The sequence below is a fragment of the Tautonia sp. JC769 genome, assembly GCF_040717455.1.
GTDB lineage: Bacteria > Planctomycetota > Planctomycetia > Isosphaerales > Isosphaeraceae > Tautonia.
Genome location: NZ_JBFEFH010000012.1, coordinates 23,248 through 46,403 on the forward strand (window position 1 = coordinate 23,248; position 23,156 = coordinate 46,403).

General features: G+C 69.3%; 21 protein-coding genes. 16 read left to right on the plus strand and 5 right to left on the minus strand.

Translation table 11 applies throughout. The features are described 5' to 3' along the window. Positions 1 to 13 precede the first annotated feature (13 nt). Positions 14 to 1,138, plus strand: coding sequence for a TPM domain-containing protein (locus tag AB1L88_RS13590; protein WP_367097210.1), 1,125 nt, complete (start codon positions 14 to 16; stop codon positions 1,136 to 1,138). Positions 1,139 to 1,246: 108 nt separating this feature from the next. Here AB1L88_RS13590 and AB1L88_RS13595 read toward each other — a convergent pair whose 3' ends face one another. From AB1L88_RS13595 to AB1L88_RS13605, 3 genes are all read right to left on the minus strand, one after another. Then, positions 1,247 to 1,690 (minus strand): RidA family protein, encoded by a 444-nt coding sequence (locus AB1L88_RS13595; RefSeq protein ID WP_367097211.1) that lies wholly within the window; start codon positions 1,688 to 1,690, stop codon positions 1,247 to 1,249. Positions 1,691 to 1,766: 76 nt separating this feature from the next. Then, positions 1,767 to 2,666, minus strand: coding sequence for an SMP-30/gluconolactonase/LRE family protein (locus AB1L88_RS13600; protein ID WP_367097212.1), 900 nt, complete (start codon positions 2,664 to 2,666; stop codon positions 1,767 to 1,769). 223 nt (positions 2,667 to 2,889) lie between these two features. Next, positions 2,890 to 3,639, minus strand: coding sequence for a DUF4058 family protein (locus tag AB1L88_RS13605; RefSeq protein WP_367097213.1), 750 nt, complete (start codon positions 3,637 to 3,639; stop codon positions 2,890 to 2,892). A gap of 300 nt (positions 3,640 to 3,939) precedes the next feature. On the opposite strand from AB1L88_RS13605, the gene AB1L88_RS13610 reads away from it, so the two are divergent. The 14 genes from AB1L88_RS13610 to AB1L88_RS13675 all read left to right on the plus strand — a co-directional run bounded on the left by AB1L88_RS13610 (position 3,940) and on the right by AB1L88_RS13675 (position 16,450). Further along, complete coding sequence (locus tag AB1L88_RS13610; protein WP_367097214.1) at positions 3,940 to 5,058, plus strand: hypothetical protein; 1,119 nt, start codon at positions 3,940 to 3,942, stop codon at positions 5,056 to 5,058. Positions 5,059 to 5,433: 375 nt separating this feature from the next. Then, entirely contained in the window at positions 5,434 to 5,898 is a 465-nt protein-coding gene (locus AB1L88_RS13615) for a prepilin-type N-terminal cleavage/methylation domain-containing protein (RefSeq protein WP_367097215.1), read from the plus strand. A gap of 312 nt (positions 5,899 to 6,210) precedes the next feature. Beyond that, the gene (locus tag AB1L88_RS13620; protein WP_367097216.1) at positions 6,211 to 6,657 is read left to right on the plus strand and encodes a prepilin-type N-terminal cleavage/methylation domain-containing protein; all 447 of its coding nucleotides are present in this window, start codon (positions 6,211 to 6,213) and stop codon (positions 6,655 to 6,657) included. 182 nt (positions 6,658 to 6,839) lie between these two features. Continuing rightward, positions 6,840 to 8,357 (plus strand): hypothetical protein, encoded by a 1,518-nt coding sequence (locus AB1L88_RS13625; protein WP_367097217.1) that lies wholly within the window; start codon positions 6,840 to 6,842, stop codon positions 8,355 to 8,357. Beyond that, the gene (locus tag AB1L88_RS13630) at positions 8,354 to 8,908 is read left to right on the plus strand and encodes a hypothetical protein (RefSeq protein WP_367097218.1); all 555 of its coding nucleotides are present in this window, start codon (positions 8,354 to 8,356) and stop codon (positions 8,906 to 8,908) included. The genes AB1L88_RS13625 and AB1L88_RS13630 overlap by 4 nt, the downstream gene beginning before the upstream one ends. A 3-nt stretch (positions 8,909 to 8,911) precedes the next feature. Then, entirely contained in the window at positions 8,912 to 9,703 is a 792-nt protein-coding gene (locus AB1L88_RS13635) for a hypothetical protein (RefSeq protein ID WP_367097219.1), read from the plus strand. Continuing rightward, positions 9,700 to 11,430, plus strand: a complete 1,731-nt coding sequence (locus tag AB1L88_RS13640; protein WP_367097220.1) for a GspE/PulE family protein — start codon at positions 9,700 to 9,702, stop codon at positions 11,428 to 11,430. The genes AB1L88_RS13635 and AB1L88_RS13640 overlap by 4 nt, the downstream gene beginning before the upstream one ends. 21 nt (positions 11,431 to 11,451) lie before the next feature. Continuing rightward, positions 11,452 to 12,546 carry a type II secretion system F family protein gene (locus tag AB1L88_RS13645; protein ID WP_367097221.1) on the plus strand — a complete coding sequence of 365 codons (1,095 nt, stop codon included), beginning with the start codon at positions 11,452 to 11,454 and terminating at the stop codon, positions 12,544 to 12,546. Continuing rightward, positions 12,543 to 13,028: a prepilin-type N-terminal cleavage/methylation domain-containing protein gene (locus AB1L88_RS13650; protein WP_367097222.1), complete on the plus strand. Its 486-nt coding sequence runs from the start codon at positions 12,543 to 12,545 to the stop codon at positions 13,026 to 13,028. The genes AB1L88_RS13645 and AB1L88_RS13650 overlap by 4 nt, the downstream gene beginning before the upstream one ends. A gap of 15 nt (positions 13,029 to 13,043) precedes the next feature. Further along, positions 13,044 to 13,496, plus strand: a complete 453-nt coding sequence (locus AB1L88_RS13655) for a hypothetical protein (RefSeq protein WP_367097223.1) — start codon at positions 13,044 to 13,046, stop codon at positions 13,494 to 13,496. Then, the gene (locus AB1L88_RS13660) at positions 13,493 to 14,083 is read left to right on the plus strand and encodes a prepilin-type N-terminal cleavage/methylation domain-containing protein (protein ID WP_367097224.1); all 591 of its coding nucleotides are present in this window, start codon (positions 13,493 to 13,495) and stop codon (positions 14,081 to 14,083) included. The genes AB1L88_RS13655 and AB1L88_RS13660 overlap by 4 nt, the downstream gene beginning before the upstream one ends. Then, the gene (locus AB1L88_RS13665) at positions 14,080 to 14,544 is read left to right on the plus strand and encodes a hypothetical protein (protein WP_367097225.1); all 465 of its coding nucleotides are present in this window, start codon (positions 14,080 to 14,082) and stop codon (positions 14,542 to 14,544) included. Before AB1L88_RS13660 ends, AB1L88_RS13665 begins: the two co-directional genes overlap by 4 nt. A 15-nt stretch (positions 14,545 to 14,559) precedes the next feature. Further along, positions 14,560 to 15,096, plus strand: a complete 537-nt coding sequence (locus tag AB1L88_RS13670; RefSeq protein WP_367097226.1) for a DUF5658 family protein — start codon at positions 14,560 to 14,562, stop codon at positions 15,094 to 15,096. Between the two features lie 262 nt (positions 15,097 to 15,358). Beyond that, positions 15,359 to 16,450: a hypothetical protein gene (locus tag AB1L88_RS13675; protein WP_367097227.1), complete on the plus strand. Its 1,092-nt coding sequence runs from the start codon at positions 15,359 to 15,361 to the stop codon at positions 16,448 to 16,450. Between the two features lie 118 nt (positions 16,451 to 16,568). Here AB1L88_RS13675 and AB1L88_RS13680 read toward each other — a convergent pair whose 3' ends face one another. Beyond that, positions 16,569 to 19,673, minus strand: a complete 3,105-nt coding sequence (locus AB1L88_RS13680) for a hypothetical protein (RefSeq protein ID WP_367097228.1) — start codon at positions 19,671 to 19,673, stop codon at positions 16,569 to 16,571. Between the two features lie 222 nt (positions 19,674 to 19,895). Continuing rightward, positions 19,896 to 20,330 (minus strand): hypothetical protein, encoded by a 435-nt coding sequence (locus AB1L88_RS13685; RefSeq protein ID WP_367097229.1) that lies wholly within the window; start codon positions 20,328 to 20,330, stop codon positions 19,896 to 19,898. A 216-nt stretch (positions 20,331 to 20,546) separates the two neighbouring features. Here AB1L88_RS13685 and AB1L88_RS13690 point away from each other — a divergent pair, with 216 nt between their 5' ends. Continuing rightward, entirely contained in the window at positions 20,547 to 23,153 is a 2,607-nt protein-coding gene (locus AB1L88_RS13690) for a hypothetical protein (RefSeq protein ID WP_367097230.1), read from the plus strand. Positions 23,154 to 23,156: the final 3 nt, after the last annotated feature.

Consider the following 23,156-nt stretch of genomic DNA (forward strand, 5'->3'; position numbering starts at 1 on the left):
CAGGAGAGCAGGCATGCCGATGCGACCGAACACGATGATTTGCGCGTTTGCCGCGTGGGCGTTGCTCGGGCCGACGGCCAGGGGGGAGGACCTGTCTCAGATCCCGACTCCCCGGCCCCACGGATGGACGACCGACCTGACCGGCCGGCTGACCCCGGGGACGATCGCGGCCCTGAATGCACTGGGGGACCAGGTCGCCCGGCACGAGGGGGCGGAACTGGCCGTCGTGATGACCCACACGACGGACGGCCGACCGCCTCGGACGTTCGCCACGGAATTGTTCAACCGGTGGGGGATCGGCAGCCGGGAGCGGGAGAACGGCGTCTTGATCTACGTCGCGCTGACGAGCCGCAAGGCGGAGATCGTGCTGGGTCACGGCATCGACGACGCGGATCGGGTGCAAATCAGCCGGCGGATCATGGATCAGACGATGCTGCCGTATTTCCGCCAGGGGGATCCCGATCAGGCCGTCGTCCAGGCGGCCCGACGCTGTGCCGCCGAGCTGCTGGGGGTGACTCTGGCGGGGCTGGATCCGCCGATCCCGACCCCGCCGGCGCCCCGGAGGGCGCCCGTCAGGGTCGAGGAGGCGAGGGGGATCCCCTGGACGGGGCCGCTCGGGATCGGCCTGGGCCTGCTCGGGGCCGGGGGGGCGTGGATGAGCTTCCGGCACGCCCGGGACGCCCGGCCGCGCCACTGCCCCCAGTGTCAGGGGCCGCTCGCGCCGCTGACCCCGCCGAAGGCCGAAACCTACCTCACGGAAACCGAGCGGGTCGAGCGGCGACTGGGCAGCGTCCGCCATGACGTCTGGCGGTGCGAGGGGTGCGATCGGACGGTCAAGCGATCGCGGGAGGCCTGGTTCTCGTCGTATTCGCGGTGCCCGCGGTGCCAGGCGAGGGCGAACCATCAGTCGGATCGGATCCTCCGCAAGGCGACGCATCGGCGATCGGGCCTGAAGCAGGTCGTCAACGCCTGCAAACACTGCTCGTATCGCGTCGAGAGCGAGCGGATCATCCCCCGGCTGGTGGCGTCGAGCACCACATCATACGGGTCGGGTTCGAGCTCCGGATCCGGCTCGGGTTCGAGTTCCGGATTCGGCGGCGGGAGCTCCTCGGGAGGGGGGGCCAGCGGCGGCTGGTAACAGAGAACGAGGCGACGGATCCGGGGGCGTGGCGCGCGAAACGAGCCGGGCCATCGGCGGCCCGGCTCGCTGTGGGAGTGCCGCTTCAAACGCATGCGTGAGGCCGGATCAGGCGTCCTTGATCTCGAAGATCGCCTCGACCTCGACGGCGACGCCGGTCGGGAGCTGGGCGAAGCCGAGGGCGCTGCGGGCGTGGTAGCCGTCGCCGTCCTTGCCGAAGATCTCGTGCAGGAGGTCGCTGCAGCCGTTGATGACCAGGTGCTGCTCGTGGAATTCGAGCGTGGAGTTGACGCAGCCGAGGACCTTCAGGACCTTCAGGCCGTTGAGCGAGCCGTGGAAGTTCCAGACCGAGTTGAGGATCTTGACGGCGCACTCGCGGGCCGCGGCCTTCCCCTCGTCGACCGAGAGGCCGGCGCCGAGCTTGCCTTTGATGTCGCTGACGTGCCCGGAGGTGATGAGCAGGTTGCCGCTGCGCACGACCAGGGCCAGGTAGCCGGGCTCCTGCTTGGTGAAGGTCAGTCCGAGCGCTTCCGCTTTGTCCTGGGGGTTCATGAGCGTCTTGAAATCCTTGGTGTTGCAAGAGGAGGTGGTGTTGCGAGGGCCGCAACCGGATCCATGCGATGGGCCTTTACCGGGCCTGATGTCGCCGCCAGGCCAGGCCGGGCGTCTCGACGCGGAACGAGACGAGGCGGGTGTGCTCGACCTCGGTGACGTAGACGGTCTTGCCGTCGGGGCCGCCGAAGCAGAGGTTCGAGGGGTACTTGCCCAGGACGTCGATCTCCCGGAGGATCTCGCCGTCGGGCGTCATGAGGATGACGGTCCCCTTGCCGTGCCGGGTGATGGCGAGGTTCCCGTCGACGTCGCAGCGCATGCCGTCGAAGCCGAAGTCGGGGAATCGCCTGATGAGTTGCCTCTCGCCCAGGGAACCATCCTCGCCGATCGGGAACTTCCAGACGTTCCGCTGCACCGATTCGTTGACGTAGAGCCAATTCCCGTCGGGGCTGACCTCGATGCCGTTGGTCGTCCCCTGGTCGGAGGCGACGCGATCGACCGCGCCCTCGGGCGAGATCTTCCAGATCTGCCCGGTGCCCTCGGACCAGTTCGGGTCGCTCGCGTAGAGGGTGCCGTCGGGGGCGATGGCCAGGTCGTTCGGCTGGTTCATGGCCGGTTCGTGGGCGAAGACGGCGATGGCGCGGGTCTCCGGGTCGATGCGCAGGACGTTGTGCCCGACGTAGTCGGCGACGAACATCCGACCCTCCGCGTCGAAGACGATGCCGTTGCCGACGCTCTCGCCGGGGAGCCGCACGAAGACCTCGCCGAGGCCCTCGGGGGTGACCCGGCCGATCGTCCCTTGCTCGGCGAAGTTGACGGCGTAGATGGCGCCGTCCGCGTCGCAATTGGGCCCCTCGATGCCGGGGGTGAAGGCCCCGGGTTCGGTCAAGGGGGTCGCCCGGTCATGGTCCTCGCCGACCGCCCCGAGCATCAGCGAGGCACCGATCGCGAGCATTATCGGGATTCGACCGTCCATCTCCAGGGTGCCTCACTGATGATTCGTTGAGCGGGATCGGATCGCCCTCCTCGCGGCCCGGGCCGATCGCGAGGGCGTTCGCCATTGTTCAGCGGGCCGGCCCGGTTGTAAAGCCGACGGCGATCGGACGCCGCGCCCCTGGGTGCCGGATCCGCACCCCGATCCCGCTTCGGGCCGACGGGGAGGATCGGGGTCGAGGATCGGCCCGGGGCCGCAACAGGGTTCAGCATTCCGGGACCCGACCCGGCTCAGGCCGCTCGACGAGGTCCCGGATCGGCCGCGGGGTCACGTCCCACGAGGCCATGTAGGTCGCCTCGAGCGGCACGTTCACATACCAGCCGGGGGCGAGGAACAGCGGGGCCTCGGGCCAGGGATCGCCGACGGCCAGCGGTTCGAGGTAGGCCGTCAAGGGCGGGCCGGCATCGAAGGCGGCCACGGTCAGGGGCTTGTGAAGGGGCCGGGGCTCCGGCGGTTCGTCCGCCAGCTCGCCCCAGATGAGCCGATCCAGCCCGTTCGGGTCGCGGGGGCCGGCCGGGAAGGGGTCGATCATCAAAAAATGAATGCCATTGCCGAGGAAATCGACGGCCTTGGCGACGAACGACGCCACCGCGTGCCGGCTGTCCTTGTTGCCCGGCGAGACGACCTCGATCATCGCCACGACCCGTCCCAGCCCCTGACGGATCGCGATGCGGGTGGCCTTCATGGCGTACCGGGTCGCGTCCAGTTCCGCCTGGGCCGTCGTCTTGAGCCGGGGAGGGACCTCAGCGACGGCCAGGCCGCCCGTCGGCTCGGGGCCGCGCAAGCGTAATGCGACGATGTCCGGCTCGGGACCGCTGACGCGCTGGTCGGCCATCGCGAAGTAGCCTTCCGGCAAGATCCCGCGATTGAGTCGGTTACGGATTTCGATCGTCCATCCCTGATGGAAATCGTGGTAGGTCCCGGCTTCGACCCGGGTCCAGTCGTGGATTGGCATGGGCGACCTCCTCAAGGGATATGTTACCGCACCTCCGGCGACGATGCAGGGGCCGGATCGCGGCGAGGAGCACCGAGGCGCCCGCCTCATCACGATCTCGATGGACGACACGGCAGCGGATGACGTGTGCCGGGCCGGGGGACCATCCCCGAGACTCGGGGGCGGGGACCGGATAGCATGGCGATCGACGGCGGTCGCGGGCCTTCACCAGGGGGGTGGGGGCGTCCTGACGCGACCGATCGGGCGATCGCGGCCCGTCCGGGGCCGGGGGCCCGGGTTATCGAGATCGAGGGTTCCTTGATGAATCGAGCGTTGTGCCCTGGCGTTCTTGGCGTCGTCGGCGTGATGGTCGCGCTGGCGTCTTCGGCGTCGGTCGCGGACGAACCGGACTGGGTCCGGGTGACCGAGGATGAGCGCGCGATCACGATCGAGACGGATCTGCTCGAAGCGGTCATCCCGAAGCGCGACCCGAAGCACTGGATGACCGGGATCGAGAAGGGGTCGTTCCTGGACAAGACGACCGGCTTCCGGGAGGTCGGCGACGGCCTGATGGTGATCGACTGGCTGATGGAGCCGGGCAGCGACGCCGAGTGGGCGGACGAGGTCTTCGCGCCGGACGGGGACGGGGTCGGCCGCTACACCTGGTACGAGAACGAGGAGGACCCGGCGCGTCGCTCGTACGCATTGATGGCGCACGGGAGCAGCCACCGGAAGCGGATGATCGAGGGGCCTCAGCTCTGCCACCGGATGAAGCCGGTCGATCCGGAGGTGATCCGCGGGGACGACTTCGTCGCCGTCAAGACGAGCTACCAGTTCGAATACGCGGCCCCCGGCCGGACCCCGGGATCGACCTGGACGCAGTTGATCGTGTTCCCCAAGGGGGAGCGCTTTTTCCTGCTGATGGACCGCATCGACAGCGTGAACGACTCCCCGGAGATGTTCCTGCGGAATGACACGCCGGGCTGCATCCGGCACGAGCAGGGGGACACGTTCAGCGAGGTGTACCTGAGCTACCTGGGCGGCCCCGACGGGGTCCGGATCCCGTCGCGGGAGTTCTTCGAGCCGTTCCCGCCCGACCTGAAGTTCGGCTACCGGCGCGACCTGAACACGACCCCCGAGCACTTCATCCGGGCCTACCGGCTCCGCGACCCGGAGACGGGCGACGACGGCCCCTGGCTCGGCGGCCTGACGCTCGACCCGTCGGTCGTCTACGAGGCCTGGTGCAGCCAGCGGCCGGGGGGGATCATCGTCATGATCGAGGAGATCCACGGCCGGCCGGTCAAGGCCGGGGAGTCGTTCAGCGCGGCCCACGTGGTCGGCTATTTCGACTCGATCGAGCAGATGCACGAGGTCTTCGACCGCTACGAGGGGCATACGGGGCTCTCGGCCGACGCCTCGGGCTGGACGCTGCTGCCGTGATCGGAGGAGTCGGACGCTCCCCCCGCGATCGGGCGACCGATCGCCTCCAGCCCCGGCGGCCTTCCAGGGTCGTCGGGGCTGTTTCGTGCGCGGACGCGGGAGGGGCAATTGGCCGAGTCTGGGATGTTCCTGTAGAGAAATTGCAACCTGTGCACGTGTCGTTTGACAGCCGATCGGGCCCAACCTAGGTATCTGACAGCGACACTTGATGCGGCACCGGCGGAGGGACGAAGGGGTCCCACGCGATCGCCTCGCCCGCGGGCGTTCCGGGGCGAACGTTCGATCGCCGATCCGAGTGGACCGGCGCGGTAACGGGCGACGGTGTCGCGCAGTCACAGCAGCGATCCCCCACCGAAGAACGAACGAGGAACTTCCATGCACGCGAATCGATCGATCCCCAAGCCCCGACGGGGTTTCACGCTGGTCGAGTTGGCCGTGGTCGTCGTGATCATCGGCGTCCTGGCGGCGTTCGGTGTGCCGCGCTTCCTGCAATCGGTCGAGCGTTCGAAGGCCGCGGAAGCCTTCGCCTATCTCTCCGCCGTCCGCACCGCCCAGGAGCGGTATCACGCCCGAGAAGGCACCTACGCCACCGACCTCAGCACGCTCGACATCCAGGCCCCGACCCCGAAGTACTTCACCGTCGGCACCGTGGCCGGGAATTCGGACATCCAGGACTCCTGGACCCTGACCCTGACTCGGACCGGCTCGTCGGCCGGTTACGGGGCGTACACGGTGACCTTCACCGATCAGGGTTATGATTCGACGAACAGCGACATCGACGCCGAGATCAACCCGATCGGTGCCCAGGGTGCGGCCCCTGACCCCGACCCCGAGCCCTGATCCGTGATCCTCGCCCATCGTGAGGCCGCTCCGCCCCCTTCGAGGACGGCGGGGCGGCCGCGCGACGTCCCGAACCGCGGCGGGTGACGGCGCCTTCGCAAGGGCGTTCCTCCCCAGACGACCCCGCCACCAGTGAATCCAAGCGGGACGGGGACAAGGTCGATCGCATTCCCTGGATTCGTCAAGCGGGCCCGATGCCCGGCACGCCGGGCGGGCTCGCACGATGACATTCGTCCTTGAGACTCCGGGGGAGCGCGGGCGTCCCGCAAAGGGTTCTCGGAGGATTCTTTCGATGAAAAAGGGGCGGGTTCCATGCAAACACAACGGACCAACTTGAGGCCCCGGCGGGGCTTCACACTGGTCGAACTGGCCGTGGTCGTCGTGATCATCGGCGTCCTGGCGGCGTTCGGGGTCCCGCGATTCCTCATGTCGGTCGAGCGTTCGAAGGCCGCCGAGGCGTTCGCCTACCTCTCCGCCGTCCGGAACGCCCAGGAACGTTTCCACGCCCGGGAGGGGATCTACGCCGACACGATCGCGGATCTGGACATCCAGGCGCCGACCCCGAAGTACTTCAGCCCCGGACCGATCACGGGGAATCCCGACCTCGAGCTCTCGTGGACGATGACCCTGACACGCACCGGCCCCTCGGCCGGCTACGAGAATTACGAGGTGACGTTCAACGAGGAAGGCTACGACGCGATCAACAGCACGATCAGCGCCGAGATCAATCCCGTGGGCGGATTCGGCGGCGGGACGTGATCGGAGTCGGGTCGCCCCGCGGAATCCCCCGGCGGCCACGACGGCCGCCCGAGCGTTCACGGTCCTCCTCCGAGGCCCGCAGCCCTCAATCGCGGGCGGCGGGCCTCGATTGTTCCAGGAAGGGCCTGTGAACCCTTCACCCCTCACACCCTCTCTGACCGGCCGGGGAAGGCGAACGACCGATGAAAGCGATCCTGGCGAAGATTCCGAGGAGACGCAGCGTCGGCCTGCACATCGGTGACCGCGAGATCGCCCTGTCTCGGATCGCATTCACCCCCCTGGGCCCGGTCGAGGTCGACCGGCAGGTCGAGGAACGGACCTCGGGGTCGCCGGCGCCGATCATCCAGCGGCTGCTCGAGCCCTTGCGCACCAGCCAGGGGTGGCGTCGGGCGCCGATCGCCGTGGGGATGCCCGGCCTGGGCGTCTTCTTCTCGACCCGCCCGGTGCAGCTCCAGCGGAACGCGGAGGACCAGTCTCCCCAGGTCCTGCTGCACGAGATCCTCCAGTCCGCGAACCTGAACATCGACCACATGCAGGTGGATGCCCTCCGATGGCAACCGGGCCGCCGCCCCCTGGCCAGCGTGGCGGCCTGCCGCAAGAAGGCACTCGGCCCGATCCTGGAGGCCCTGGAAGACTGCGAGATTCGCCCGTACCAGATCGAGCCGGCCCCCTGCGCCCTGCTCCGCGCCGCCGTCGAGCGGTTCCGGACGCCTCGGAGGTGCCCGACGGTGCTGCGGGTCTTCCTCGGCCGGGAGCACGCGCTGGCGGTCATGACCGCCGACGACCTGCCCTTGATGTGGCGATACTTCCCGATCGAGCCGGGTTCCGAGGGGAAGGCGATCCTCTCGACGTATCGATTTATTTCCAACAGCTTTCGCGTGTACGGGGCCGACACGCCGCCGGCGGCCCTCCTGATCCACGGGAGGCCCGACCTCGAATCCCTGACCGATCCCGGGATCTGGTCCGGGGTGCCGATCCGGGTCCTCCGCCATGACGCCCCGGCGTACGACTCGGGCGAGATTGCCGCGGGGCTGGCCATGGGGTGCCTGCCGCACCTCCCCACGTTCAACCTCGCCCGGGAGCTGCGGCCGCCGGAGCCGATCTTCAGCCTCTTGCCGTGGGGGCAGATGGCCGTCCAGGCCTCGGTGCTCGCGCTGGCGACGATGCTGATGATCGAGCACCGCCGCTCGCTGGACCGCGAGTTCATCGCGGTCCGGGCCGAGCAGGGCCAGTATCCGTGGCTCCAGTCGCTCGACCTGCCGAAGCTCCGCCAGGAGCGCGACGACCTGATGCAGCGGACCTCGTCGATCGAGCGGTACCTGTCGACCCGGATCCTCTGGACCGAGTGCAATCGGGAGATCGCGTCGCTGCTGCCCGAGGGGATGGTGGTGACGAAGATGGACGGCCAGGCCACCTACGAGGTCGTCGGGGGCAAGGGCCGGCGGTCCGCCCCGAAACGGTCGCTGACCCTGGCGATCGACGCGCCGATCCCCGCGGGGGGGGCCGTCTCCCCGGAGGTCGAGGTCCTGATCGAGTCGCTCCGGGAGAGCCCCTTGCTGCAGAAGACCCTGCCGGACGTCGGCATGGCGGGCCTGCGCTGGGGGGCCGGCGGCCAGTCTCGGATCCCGACGGCGTCCTTCGTCATCCACTGCCAACCGGGCTCCCCGCCCTCGAAATCGTCTCGCGAGGCCTCCCCATGAGCGAAGCATCGTCCCCCTCCCGCGTCCTGAACCTGCTTCGGGACCTGCTGCACAAGCCGAACCGGCTCGGGCTGGTCCTGAACGTCGTCCTGCTCGTCGCGTGGTACCTGGCGACCTACTCCCCGTTGCATCGCGCGATCGCCCAGGACGACCACCGGCTGAACATCGGCCGCCAGCGGCTGGCCCTGGCCCACGAGGTGGAGCACCTGCGCCGGCAGGCCGAGGCGTTCGCCGCGTTCCTGCCCGATTCGGACGAGGGGGATGTCTGGGTCCCGTTCATCATGTCCGGGGTCCGTCAATTCCCCGAGATCAAGCTGGTCTCCCTGGAGCCCCGCCCGTCGATGAAGGTCGGCCCCTACGCCGCCTCGGTCCATCGGATCGTCATCGAGGGGAGCTTCCCGATGCTCGAGCAATTCGTCCGGTGGCTCGAGTCGTCGCCCCGGCTGATCCGGGTCGATTCGATTCAGGTGAGCCGCAAGAGCGGCAGCAGCGCCTCCCAGGGGAACGCGGTCAACGAGATGCAGCTGCTGCTGGTCGGGATCGAGGGATAAACGATGTCCAACGAGCTGATCAAACTCGGTCCGCTGGCCGGCTTCCTGCTCGCCGTCGGCTACTGCGTCTGGCCGCACGTGGCGCCCCCCCCCCACCAGGCCGCGCCGACGCCGGCGCTGCCCAAGATCGATTCGAGCCTGCTGACGCCCGACTTCGCCGCGCCGTCGTCGCGCGACCCGTTCCGGCAGCACGATGACCCGGCCCGACTGGCCGCCCGGCCCGGCCCCGCCGAGGCGGGCCGGGGCCCGGGCGTTGCCGGGCGATCGAACACGCCGGCGAGGGCCGGGGCGCTTCGACCGTCGTCCCCGGGGTTCGAGCTCGGGGCGACGCTCGTCTCCGAGGGTCGTCGGGCCGCGATCATCGACGGCCGCGTGTATCGCCAGGGGGAGCCGCTCGAACGCCCCGAAGGGGCCCCCGGGGGGGCGTCCTGGACCGTCGCCCGGATCGAGCCGGGGCGGGTGATCCTCGGTCGAGAGAACCATCGAGATTCGCTCGTCCTCGAGCTTCCCGATCGCCTGGCCGCATTGATGGCCGAAACCAGCCCCGCGGCCTTGGAATCGTTCAACGACCGCAGTGTCAGAGTCGGGATGGAAACCTTGACCGAGGCCCGGGCCGCCCTGGCGGCGGCGGGGGTCCACCTGCCGGCCCCGGACCTCATCGAGCAGATCGCCCGGCGATCGGGCGGGAGCCTGCCGGAGATCTCCATGGCGTTGCTCCGATTGCTCGTGTCTCCCCCGCCCGGCCCGCTGCCGGCCGGCCCCGCGCTGACCGCTTCCGTGGAGGGATCGCGATGAACGCGACCGCAGTGGCCGACGAACGTTCCCTGCTGATCGAGCTGCTGTTGCAGCGCGGGGCCGTCACGCCCGATCGGCTCCGAGAGCTCCGGACGAGGGGCCAGGAGCTGAACGAGCGCAACCTGATCCTCGCCGGGCTGGTGGGCGACTCGGAGATCGCCAGGACCTATGCCGAGTACCTGGCGGTCCCCCTGTATGACCCCGGCTCGGAAGTGCCGGCCCCCGAGCCGGAGCTGGCCCGATTGCTGACCGAGAAGCTCTGCCGGGACCAGACGATCGCCCCGGTCGCCATCCGCGGGGATCAGCTCGACCTGGCCTTCGTGAGCCCTCGCGAGATGCTCGTCATCGACGAGGTCCAGCTCCTGACGGGCCTGCGGGTCCGGCCCATGATCGCGCCGATCGGCGTCGTCGAGCAGCTGATCGAGGACCTCTATCGGTCGAACCGCTCCTCCACCGTCTTCGCCCCCGACGCGGAGAGCTTCGAGCATGCCGACCTCGACGACGAGGTGACCGAGGAGGAGGACCGGGCCGGCACCTTGATCCTGGACGAGGCGCCGCCGCCGGGGCGCGACGGCCGGATCATCCGGATGGTCAACCAGATCCTCGAGCACGCCGTCCGGGCCGGGGCGAGCGACATCCACCTCGAACCGTTCGAGGATGCCTGCAAGATCCGCCTGCGGATCGACGGGAACCTGCAGGAGTACCAGGTCCTGAACCGCCAGGTGTTCGTGACGATCGTCTCGCGCCTGAAGATCCTCGGCCGCATGGACATCGCCGAGAAGCGCATCCCCCAGGACGGCGCGATCACGTTGAAGAGCGGCGACCGCCGGATCGACCTTCGGCTGAGCACCATGCCCACGGTCTACGGCGAGAAGCTGGTGATCCGGCTGCTCGACAAGACGGCCATCCCGCTGGACCTGCGCGGCCTGGGCCTCTCGAAGCGCCAGATCGAGGACATCACCGAGGCCATCCGCTCCCCCCACGGCCTCATCCTGGTCACCGGCCCGACCGGCAGCGGCAAGAGCACCACGCTGTACACCTGCCTGAACCTCCTCAACGAGGCGAACACGAATATCTGCACGGCCGAGGACCCGGTCGAGTACCGATTCAAGGGGCTGAACCAGGTCCAGGTCAAGCCTCAGATCAACCTCACGTTCGCCAATGCCCTCCGCGCCTTCCTGCGGCAGGACCCCGACATCATCATGGTCGGCGAGGTCCGCGACCCGGAAACCGCCGAGATCTGCATGCGATCGGCCCTGACCGGCCACCTCGTGCTGTCGACCTTGCACACGAACGACGCGCTCAGTTCGATCAGCCGATTGCAGGACATGGGGCTCGAGCCGTTCATGCTGGCCTCGACGCTCCGACTGCTCCAGGCGCAGCGCCTGGTGCGGAAGCTCTGCCTCCATTGCAAGGCCCCGTACGAATGCAACGCCGAGACGGCCCGCCGCTACAACCTCGAGGCGGGGCAGGTGCTCTACCGGCCCGTCGGCTGCGATGCCTGCCGGGGATCCGGCTACCACGGGCGGACCGGCGTGTTCGAGGTCATCCGGATCACCCCGACGCTGGCCGACCTGATCCAGGCCAGGGCGCCGCTGCCCGAGTTGCGCGCGTCGGCCCGGGCCCAGCAGAATTCCATGCTCATCGACAACGCCATCGAGAAAGCCAGGATCGGCCAGACCAGCCTCGAAGCCGCCCTGACCGTCGCGATGGCCGGCGACGACTGACCCGATCCGAGGGTGCCGACGATGGTTTTCGACGAATGGGTGATGTCCAACGCCCGGGTGGCCAGCAAGCCGCACAGCAAGCTCGCGATGGACGACATCCTGGCCTTCTTCCAGCAACTGGCGACGCTGATCGCCGCCGGCACCCCCCTGCTCCAGGCGATCCAGATCGGCTCGGAGCAGGCGGAGAGCTTGCGGCTGCGTCAGATCCTCTCGGAGATCGCGGCGCGGCTGTCGGCCGGCAGCTCGTTCCACGCCGCGGCCGCCAACTACCCGGAGGCCTTCGAGCATTCCTGGATCGAGATGATCCGGACCGGCGAGATCACGGGCCGGATGTCCGACGTGCTCCGGGAGCTCGCCGGCCAGGTCCAGGAGGCTCGCGACGCCAGGAGGAAGATGCGCGGGGCGCTCTTCTACCCGATCGTCCTGCTCTGCGTGGCCACCCTGGCGATCGCCGCGATGCTGCGGTTCGTCGTCCCGACGTTCGACCGGATGTTCAAGGAGATGGGGGCCGAGCTGCCCGAGATCACGCAGTTCGTCGTCTCGGCCTCGCAGTTCGTCGTCAGCTATGGCCTCTATCTGCTCCTCGGGACCGGCCTGACCGTCTACGCCTTCCGGCGCTACTACCGCACCGACGAAGGCCGACGCCGGGTGCTGGGCCTGCTCATGGTCACGCCGACGGTGGGGGACCTCTTGATCCAATCGACCATGTACCGGTTCGCGTCGAACCTGGCCCTGCTGCTCAAGAGCGGCGTGCCGATGCTCGAGACGCTGGAGACCCTCCGGGGGATCCTGGGCAACAACCCCATCTACCGAGACGCGCTGGACCAGGCCCGGCGGCGAGTGGCCTCGGGGCAATCGCTCGCCTCGGCACTCGAGGAGAGCGGCCTGTTCACGGGGATGGTGGTGAACATGGTCCGCACGGGGGAGGAATCGGGGCAGCTGGCGTCGGTCATGGACCGGGTGGCGCCCTACTATAGAGAAAAGGTCGAGTCGCTCATTTCCAAGATCTCCAAGGCGCTCGAGCCCTTGATCGTCGTGGGGATGGGGGCGGTGATCGCCGTGATGATGCTCTCGATCTATCTCCCCATGTTCAACATGTCCGGTGGCATCCAATGACCGCTTCGTCGAGCCGAGGACCGAGGCCGAGCCGCTCCGGATCGACGCTCGTGGAACTCATGATCGTGGCCCTCCTGATCGGGATCTTCGCGTCGATGGCCATCCCGTCGTACCGCTCGTCCGTGGAGCAGGCCCGGGTCGACATGGCGGCCGCGAACCTCCGGACGCTCTGGGCGGCCGAGCGGTTCTTTTTTCTCAACGAACGGTATTACACCACCGACACCGATGATCTGATCGCCTATGGGGTCTTCAAAAGTTCCGAGATCTCCGGCGCGTCACCTGGCGGACCGTTCCTGATGTACAGCGATCCGTCGTTCACCTATCGGATCGTGCTCCAACCCAACAACGGTGACTTCCGGGCGACCGCCACGCGGTCCGCCGGCTCCGCCTTCCACGGGGTCCTGACGATCGACGCCGCGGGGGTCGTCACGGGAGAGATCAATGACACCCACGGGCGGGCGGTCCGGCCGGGATTCCGCTGATCGGGGGCTTCGAGCATGAGACGAGCCATCTCCGATGCCCCGCCCGCGTCGTTCGCCCGGCGGGGATCGACCTATCTGGAAGTGCAGGTCGCCTTCGCCGTGCTCGGCGTGGCCCTGGCCGGCCTGGCGCCGATCGTCGCGTCCCAGACCCGTTTGATCACCCAGATCGAGAACACCCTCTCGACCGACGCGGTGAATTACCTCGTGCCGGCTCAGCACCTCGGGGCGTCCGAGAACCTCTGGCTCCGCAAGCTCGGATTCGACGCGACCCTGTCCACCAATCCCCCCGCGACCGACCCTGCCCCCCCGACGGAGCCGGTCAATGCCGTGACGATCCTCTCGTCGAGCCTCTCGCTGATCGGCAGCAGCGCCCGGGTCGAGGTGTCCGTGACTCCCCTGGACCAGGAGACCGAGCAGTCGGAATCCTCCGGCGAAGCTCCGCCGCCCGACCCGGAGCCCTCGCCATGACCCGCGATCGATCCCGACGCCCCGGCTTCACCCTGATCGAGATGGCGATTGCCACGGCCCTGACCGGGCTGCTGGGCGTGCTCTGCCTGCTCTCGTGGAAGGCCTTCGGGGTGCCGGCGGTCGACTCGTACTACCGGGGGCGCATCGCGGGCGAGGCGATCATGGCCGCCGCCTCGTTGTCCAGCGACCTGGGCGGGTCACTCCCCCCGTTCGGCGGGCCGGTCGGCGACCGCGACGAGCATCGCTTGCTCGGGTGGCGTCTTGCGTCCGGCGACCTGGAACTCTGGTATGACGGCGGGCAGGGGGTTGCCGAGCCAGACCCCGAGGGGAACCCTTCGATCTTCGAATCCCCCAATCACGCGATCGTTTATTCGTTTCAGAATGCACCGGGGACCACTCGCGGCATGCTCGTGCGCACCGACTCGAGGACGGGGGCGTCCTCGGTCGTCGCCACCGACCTGGCTTCGATGGACGCGGAGATTCCGCTCGGTTCCGAGGAGCGATTGATCCTGACGCTCGAGTTCCGGTATCGCATCCTCAGGAAGAGCTATTCCCGGTTCTACACCTTCGAGGCGATCAAGCCATGAGACGCCCCAGCGTCCCGCTCCGGCGGCCGGGAATCGCCCTGACCGCCGTCCTGGCGCAACTGACCTTGCTGTTCATGGTCTGGAGCCTGGCCAACCGCCAGTGCACCACGACCATCGGCATGGAGGAGGCCCTCCGCCGCCGCACGGATCAGCAGGCCGGGAAGCGCTCGGCGCTGGCCGTGGGGCTCGGCCTGCTCGAGACCGGGATTCCGGCAGAGGAGAAGCTGGACGAGTTCGGGGCCTATTCGTGCTTCGTGGTCTTCCTCGACGTCTCTTCCGAGACGCTGGTGCGCTACACCCTGATCTTCCAGCACCTGCCGGACCCCGAGCCGGAGTCCGAACCGCCGTCGAGTCGGTGGAGCCTGACCGCGGTGCCCTACGACCCGGTGGCCCATCTCGATGTCGAGGGGCCGATCACCACGTTCGAACCCTCTCCCCCCGAGCCTCCCGAATCGCCCTGACACTGGAGCCGAGTCGTGGACGAGACCCCTTTCGACCGCCCCCGCTCCGGCGATCGCCGGAAACGACCGACACGCCCCTGGGATGCCTTCCGGACGCCGGCCCGGCGCCAACGGTATCGACGGCAGGCGGATCTCGGCCCGTTCTCCTTCGTCGATCGCTACGACCGGTCGCTCGGCATCATGATCCTGATGCTCCTGATCCTGACGCTCACCGACGGCGTGCTGACGATGATCCTCATCGACCTCTTCTGCGAGGAGGCCAACCCGCTCATGGCGGTCCTGATCGAGCACGGGCCGATGACCTTCGTCCTGGGGAAATACCTGATGACGGCCGTCTGCCTGCCGATCCTGCTGGTCTTCGAGCACCATCGGATGTTCGGCACGCGATTCCGGGTCCGGCACTTCTTCCCCATCTTCATCGCGCTCTATCTCTCGCTGCTCGCCTATCAGCTCTTCCTCCTGCGGAAGACCTCCGAGGCCATTCAGCGGCGATCGACCCCGACCTTCGCCGCCGATTCGGACGCTCGCCACTGGCCGGCACGCGCCACCTGATCGACTCGCCCCGCGGGCGTCATCGACCCGGTCGTCCGGCTGGCGCGAATCGCCCCGAGGGGGGGGTCGTGCCGGATGCTCCTGGGGTTCGCGCCCCGGGCCGCCCGGCCCGGGTGGCGAGGGCAGACCAGCACGGCCGATAGCTCCTTTCGTTCAGCCCCCGTCGTCCGGCGGACGCTACGTCCTGGCGCGCGCATCGTCTCGTCGCCAACGGCCCGCCGCACCGAGGAGGGCCCGTCGAACTCAGGAGGGCCAATCGCCAATGAGCACGCCGCGACGACACCGATTCCGTCCCAGGACCTGGGACGCGCTGGAAGATCGAATCGTCCTCTCCTCGATCGGCTTCCGAGAGCCTCTGGCTCGCCCTGCGATGCGCGACTGGGCCCAATCGCTGGCCGCGATCCGGGCGGCCAACCGGCCGACACCGCCCTCGCCCCGCTTCCTCCAGGCCCCGAGGATCGCGCGACTGCCGCAGGCGCCGATGGCCGCCCGATTGCCCCAGGTGCCGATGGCCGCGCGACTGCCCCAGCCGGCGATGGCCCGGACGCTGCAGACGCCGGCCGTCGTGATCAACGAGCAGTACGACGCCTTCCGCGACGACATCGCCGGGGCGATCGACCAGTATCTGGGCTCCTTCGCCGTCGAGTCCTCCCAGACGATCCAGCTCACCCTGGTCGACTCCTACGAGCCGGGCAGCGGCCTGTTCTCGGTGCCCAGCGGGACCAGCCTGCCCCCGGCCTCCGAAGAAGCACCCCTGGAGGTCGCGGCCCGGCCCCCGGGCGAGGCCCCCAGGCTCTACCAGATCACCGGCACCGCCTCGGGGCTGCTGACCGGCGTCCAGGCATTCAACCCCGTCTCCGGCGGCTTCGGCAGCCTCATCACCGAGAATGGGATCATCCCGGCTCCCGACGCCCCCTTGCCGGCCGGCTCGACCCTGGAGATCGTGCTGATCTCGCCGTCGCCGGACTTCGAGAACGTCTCCAACCAGTATCTCAACTATGTCGCCGACCGGACCCAGAGGCTGTCCCAGGATCTGGTCACCTACTTCAACCGGCTCCCCATCCGGCTGCCCCGGATCCCGGGGGCCTACCACACCCCTCGGCCCGAGACGGCGATTCAGTTCCTGGTGGCGAATCAGATCGCCGGCCAGGGGCCGCAACAGTTGCTGGAGCAACTGACCACGCAGCCCCTGCCCGTGGGCTCGGAAGCGGCCGTGGAACTGTACCTGGCGACGATTGACACGATCATCGGGAACTCTCGGGAGCAGATCCTCGAGGGGGTTCGCCTGCTCTTCGCCGGACGGAGCGTGCTCGGGACCGGGCAGATCTCCCCGGTGATCCCCGTCCAGCCTTGATGAACGGCCCGATCGGGCCCCGACCAAACGACGATCGGCGGGGCGGTTCAGCCGATGCTCCGGCCCGAACCGCCCCGCCGATCGTGCGTTGGGGACGTGCAATTCAATGCGTGCGGGTTCACCGCTTCCCGAAGACATTCAACCAGCGCTTGCGGTTGGCATCGTTCGAGTCTGGGGGAGGAGGAGCCGAGGCTTCGGCCGGGCTCTGTGCCCGAAGGCTTGTTTGCACGGCGTCGATGTAGACGCGCTCCAGCACCTCGGTCGGGGGGAGCATGAGCGTCATGCCCGGCTGCAATCCCTCGGGAGCCGGGGTGGTGTGCCGGTTGACCGCCCAGAGCGCCGCGTGGAGGGCGGGATTGCCGTAGTAGCGGCCGGCGATCGACCGGAAATCCTCGCCGGGGCGAACGACGTGCTGCGCGATGCCCACGGCCGAGACCGAGGCGTCCCTGGCGGGGAGGGCCGCCGGGGCGACCGGCGACGCGGGCTTCGCCTGTGCCCGGACGTGCGACGGGGCAGGCCCTTGCATCGAGGGCAGGGCGGAATCCGGCTTCTTCCGACGCTGCGCGATGCGGGAGAACATGGCCCGGGTCAGATCTCCCGGCCGGTATCCCCGGTCTTCTTCCTGCGCGATGCGGGAGAACATGGTCCGGGTCAGATCTCCCGGCCGGTATCCCTGATCTTCTTCCTGATCCTGGTCTGCGATCGGGGCCGCCGGCGTCACCTGCGAGTCCCTCGGGGCGTCGGGGGCGCCCCGGGGCGGTGCCGAGGATCGCGGATCCCACCAGGGCCGATCCTGCTGAGAAGGCTGCTCCGGCTCGGGCGGGTCGGCCGGATCGTCGAGAGATGCGGTCATCCGGGCGGCCTGGAGCATCTCGTCGACCGAGGAAGGTGTGCTGCTCCCGAAGTCGTCGCCGATGAGATCGCTCAGCCCCGAGCCCGCCCCGAGGGTCTCGCGGGGCGACCGGCGCATCAGGACGTCCGGGTCGAGCAGGGTCGGCGCCAGGTTCGGCATCTCGCACCCGGCCTCGACGAAGTACGGCTGGCCCGGCATCGGCCCCGAATTCGGCACCCCCGAAGGCCCGACGGGCGGGTTCCCCGGCACGGGCCTGGGCAGGCCGCCGTCCCGGTTGATGATCCGGGGGGTCAGCAAGACGAGGAGTTCCTGCTTCAACGCCCGGGTCGCCCGGGTCCGGAACAAGGGGCCGACGAAGGGCAGGCGATTGAGGCCGAGGACCCCGTCCTCCCGGATCTCGTCGGTGTTGTCGATCAGGCCGCCGATCACGATGGTCGCGCCGTCGGGGACCATGATGTTCGTGGTCAGCTCCGAGGTCGTGAGCTGGGGGATGCCGTTGACGTCGATGAATCCCGAACTCCGTTCGGGGTGGACTTCCAGCCGGACCATCCCCTCCTGCGAGACATAGGGCCGGATCGACAGCAAGGTCCCGATCGGGATGAACTGCACCTGCTCCGAGGCGGTCGTCAGGTTCGTGAAGGTGGTCGCGTAGCCGAGCCGCTGGCCGAGCTGGATCTCGGCCAGTTGCTTGTTCAGGACGAGCAGCCGGGGGCTGGCGAGGATGTTGATCTTGTTGAGCGACTCCAGGGCCCGGATGAATCCGGCGACGCTGTTGCTGACGAAACCGTACTTCAAGCCCTGATCGGCGAGATAGCCCGGCAGCAACTGCCCGGGTCGATCGCCGATGTACCCCCCCAGCTGGGGGGGAGCCGGGGGGGCGTTGGCGGCGGAGAGCACCTGGGCCGGGCTGAAGCCCCCGGCCAGGTTGATGGCCGCCCCGCTCCCCGAGACGAGCGCCTCGGTCGCCAGCTTGTCGACGACGGCGAAATTGACGCCCAGCTCCTGATTGTCGCGCAATTCGACGCTGACGATGACCGCCTCGATCAGGACCTGCAGCGGCTCGACGTCGAGCCGGGCGACGATCTCATCGATGACCTCGACGTTCTCCGGGAAGTCTCGGATGACGACCATGTCGTGCATGGCGTAGGAATCGCCCCCGGTCGATCCGCCGCCGCCGACCGGGCCGGGGAATCCGCCGCCCGCCATGTTCCCGCCGAGGGCCATGCCGCCGGCGGTCCCGGAGGCCCCGCCGCCCCCCGGCCCGACCAGGCCGCCGCCGCCGCCGACCAGCCCGACGCCCCCCGCGCCCCCGACGATGCCGCCGGTCGACCCCCCGAAGGCCCCGGCGCCGCCGGCCCCGGTGATCCCCTGCGCGCTCGGCGGGGTCAGGGAGATCGTCCCCTGGGGGCTCAAAAACGGGGCGATCATGGCGTAGATGTCGAACGCGCGAACATAGTTGAGGTGGTAGACCCGGACGATCGGCTCGTTCTCCCGGAGGCGCAATTCCTGGGCCTCGGTCGCCGTGTAGACGAAGATCAGGTCCCCCTCGCGACGCGCCTCCAGGTCGGCGATCCTGAGCAGGATGTCGAGCGCCCGATCGAACGTGACGTCTTCCAGGGTGATGCTCACCGTCCCGCTGACCCCCCGGGACGGGATGATGTTGACCCCGGCCTGCGCCGCCAGCAGTTCGAGCGCCTGGCGAATATCCTGGTTGTTCACGCGGAGCGAGAGCTTGGGCTGTTCCTCGTCGGGGAGTGCTTCGGGCAGGATTCCCGCCGCCTCCGGGGCCCCCGGCGCCAGGCCCGGCTGGGGGGGATACTGCGGCGGGACCTGCAGGGGATATCGGGCTTGCGGCGGGGACGGGGGGACCGGTCGCGGGGGACTCGGGACGCCTTCCGGCCGCGGGATGGGCCCGGGGACGAACTGGACGGCCAGTTCCGAGTCCGGGGCGGGTGCCTCGCGATCGGGTTCCGGGACCTCGGTCGCCGCATGCTCCCGCATCGCCGGCAATTCCGGAGCGGCCACATCCCCGGCATCGACGGGCGAGAACGGGTCGGCGGCGGCCGCCTCGGGGGGGGGGTCGGGGATCGTCGCGGGAGCAGGCCGCGACGGCTCGCCAACGGCCCGTTCGAAGGGAGGCACCTCGGGAGGTGAATCGGGAAGGGCCGGGATCTCCTCGGCCAGGGGGTCCGAGGCGATCGGGCCGAGTTCCATCACGGGGATGGCGTCCTGGTCCGATTCGACCGCCTGAATGGTCCTCGCCCGGGACGGTTCCAGGGCGGCCATCCCGAACAGGATCGTCGCGACGAGGCCGAGTCCAGCGAGGCCGAGCCGCCGGCCTCGCCCCCTCGGTCGATTCAGTTGATCCATTCGACACCATCCTCGGGGCAGCGAGAACACGATCAGACCGTGCCCGGACCGCGTTCCTTGCAACCGGCCACGGTCGGCTCACCCCAAGGATCGGAAGCGTTTCGTGCGCACCTTGAGCAAGAGCGCGATTCGAACGGTCTTCCCGGTCGAAATGACCTTGACGGCCGGCGCAAACCCCGCCCAGCCGTCAAACTCGACCAGATCGCCCCCCCCTGGGCGTCCTCAACGGCCGTGTCGGGGACCCCGGAGGCCGCCGTGACCGAACCAGTGGCCGATCCCGTGGGCGGGGCGCTGATCGGTCCAGGTGCTCGGATACATCCCCAGCCCGTAGCCGGGACTCCCGAGCACCCCATAGCCTCGGAATCCCGGCTGCAGGGCCGCGCCGCCGAGGTTGATCAGCGGGCCCCGGCCGTAGGCGTGATCCCGATAGCCGTAGACCGAGCTCTTGGTGTGGTACGGCAGGGCGTACCAGGCTCCCTTGCCGTAGGCCCTCCCGGCGAGCCCTTCCGGCCCGTAGCCGATCGCGTCATATCCCCTCGGTGGGTCGTAATCGGCCCGGGCTTCTTCCCGGGGGCCGACCCAGGCCGCCGAGGCCAGGATTCCGACGCCGAGCCAGGCCATCACCGACCGCACCCGCCTTCTCCATCCCGCTCGCATGGCAACGCCCCCCTTGCCCTGACTCGACGACCGATGTTCCTGCGAGTCTATCATGCAGATTCGGGCTCAAATGGCCCGGATGGCTTGCCGATCCGCCGGACGATCTGCAGAATTGGCCCGTGGTGAGGCATCGCACCCCGATCCGGCCCTTCGTACGCCGATTGCCTCAAGCTCGCGTCGAACGATCCCGACCCCCGAGATCCCGGTGTGTGGTCAATGGCTCCAGGCGGCAAGCGCAAAACCTCTCCGAAGCAGTCGGACGGGGATCGGACCCCTCGGGCCGAGGTCGACCGCCTGATCGACGCCGGGAAGCTGAAGGACGCCGTCAAGCGGGCGAAGATCTGCCATCGCGACCAGCCGACCGCCGAGCATCACCGGCTGCTCGAACGGGCCTACCTGCTCCGGGCCCGACAACTCGTCGAGGGGGGGATGCCCTCGGCGGCCCAGGAGGTCGCGCACCATCTCATCACCTTCGGGGTGACCGACCCGGCCCTGGCCGTCCCCGCGGCCGAGTTGCTGGTCGCCGTCGGTCTGGCCGACCAGGCCCTCGCGCTGCATCGCCGGTTCGGGGAGGATCCGGACGGGGCCGATCACCTCCGCCGACGGGTGGCCGATCAGGCGATCCTGCACCCGGAACGCGCCTCCGGCGCCCCGGCCGAGGTCCGCGAGGGTGCGGCCCGGATTCTCGAGGCGCTCGCCGCGGTGCAGTCGGGGGATGCGGAGGCGGCCCGGTCGCTCCTGAAGGACGTTCCCCGGAGCTCCCCGTTCGGCGAATGGAAGCGCTTCACGCTTGGGCTGATTGCCTTCCACCAGCGTGATGACACCCAGGTGGCCGCCGCCTGGGACCGCCTCGACACGGCCCGGGCCCCGAGCCGGATTGCCTCGGCCCTCCGCCTGCTCGACACGGCCGACGCCAACGCCCCGATCCCCCCGGCCCTGGAGGGGATCGAGCGGCACACCCTGGGCGCGGCGGTGATCCAGCCGCTCCGGTCGATCGCCGCGATGATCGCCGAGGACCGCTGGCCCGAGGCCCTTCGGGCAATCCACGCGATCCGGCCCGGGCTCCGGGCGATCGACCCGACGCTCGGCCAGCGCCTGACGAGCGTGCTCTACGACCCGGCGATCAAGTCGATCAGCCGGCTCGGCTACCAGGACGCCATGCAGGCGACCCGGGAGGTGACCCGATCGCTCGAACCCCTCGCGATCGACCCGCGTTGGAACCGATTCCATGCCCTGCTCTGGGAAGGGCCGCAGGGGTCGCTCGAGGACGCCGAGCCCTACTGGCGCAAGTACCTCAAGGACCTCGACACCTCCGCCGCGATCCGGGAGGACGAGCGGCCGATGGCCCGGGCGATCGTCCTCCGCCACCTCGGCCTGGTCTTCGCCGACGAGGCCGACGACCTGGCCCACGAAGGCCTCGACGGGGTGATCCATGTCGGCCCCTCGGGCACCCGGGCCCGCAAGAAGGCCGTCGCCTTCCTCGAGGAGGCCCTGAAGGCCTGCCCGGCCTACCGGCAGGGCTTCGAGAGCCTGATCACGCTGCATCGGGGCTGGGAGCAGCCGGAGGAGGCCGCCGCCGTGAGCCGGCGGCTGCTCGACGCCTTCCCGGACGACTTCGACACCCTGCTCGACCTCGCCTCGCATTATCAAGACCGTGATGATCCGTCGCTGGCGCTGGACTATGCCCGACAGGCCCGGGCGCTGCGGCCGTTGGACGCCAGGGCGGCCAACCTGGAGTGGGCGGCCCACGTGAGCCTCGCCCGGCATCATGCCTTGAAGAGGCGGTTCGAGGACGCCCGCCGCGCCTTCGAGGCCGCGACGGCGCTGCGGCCGGAGGACGCACGATCGACGCATTTCCTCGCCCGGCGGATCGTCCTGGAGCTGAAGGCAGGCTGCGAGGAGCAGGCCAACGCCCTGATCGACGAGGCCCGCAGCCTGCTCGTCGAGCCCGCGCCGCTCTGGCTGGCGATCCTCATCGAGGCCCGCCGCTATCGCCTCACGAAGCCGAGGCGCGAGCCGTTCGAGGCGCTCTGGTCCGAGGCGACCGCCGGGAAGACCCGGGGCGAGACCGCCGGCGCCCTGGCCTCGCTGATGAACTCGTTCCTCGTCACCGACATCCGCTACACGGGCCGGGACACGCACATCCGCCAGGTCGCCGCCTACCTGAAGCGGACGACCCGCCTGAAGTATCGCGAGGAGGATCTGACCGCCGTCTGCGCCTTCGTCGGGCACGTCCCCGGCGACCGGAAGCTGTTCGAGGCCCTGGCCCGGAAGGGGGAGCGGCTCTTCCCCGACGCCCCCCAGTTCCCGACCTTCCTCGGCACCTGGGAGATGGAGAAAGGGCCGTTCCGATGCAACCCGACGAAAGCCCGCAACTGGCTCCAGAAGGCCCTGACGCTGGCCGAGGCCCGGGCCGCGACCGATCCCCGGGCCGCGACCCTGATCCCGAAGCTCCACGGCTTCCTCGACGACCTCGACCGGCTGTCATCCGGCCCGCTCGGGATGTTCGGCCCCTTCTTCGGCGGCCCCGGCACCCCGGACACCGCCGGCCCTCCGCCGGACCCGGCGGGCTTCCCGCCCGAGGCTCAGGCCATCCTCGACCTCTTCGAGCGATCGGGCATGAGGCCCGAGGACCTATTTGCCCTCGATGACGAAGACTTCGAGGACGAACTGTTCGGGGATGGGGACGAGGACGACGACTTCGGCGAGCTGTTCACCGATGACCCCGGCCCCGCCCTCCCGGCCCCGCCCCCGCCAGGCCATCGGCCGAGACGCTCCCCGCTCGACGCCCGGAAGCCCAAGAAAAAGAAGAAGAAGCGGTGACCT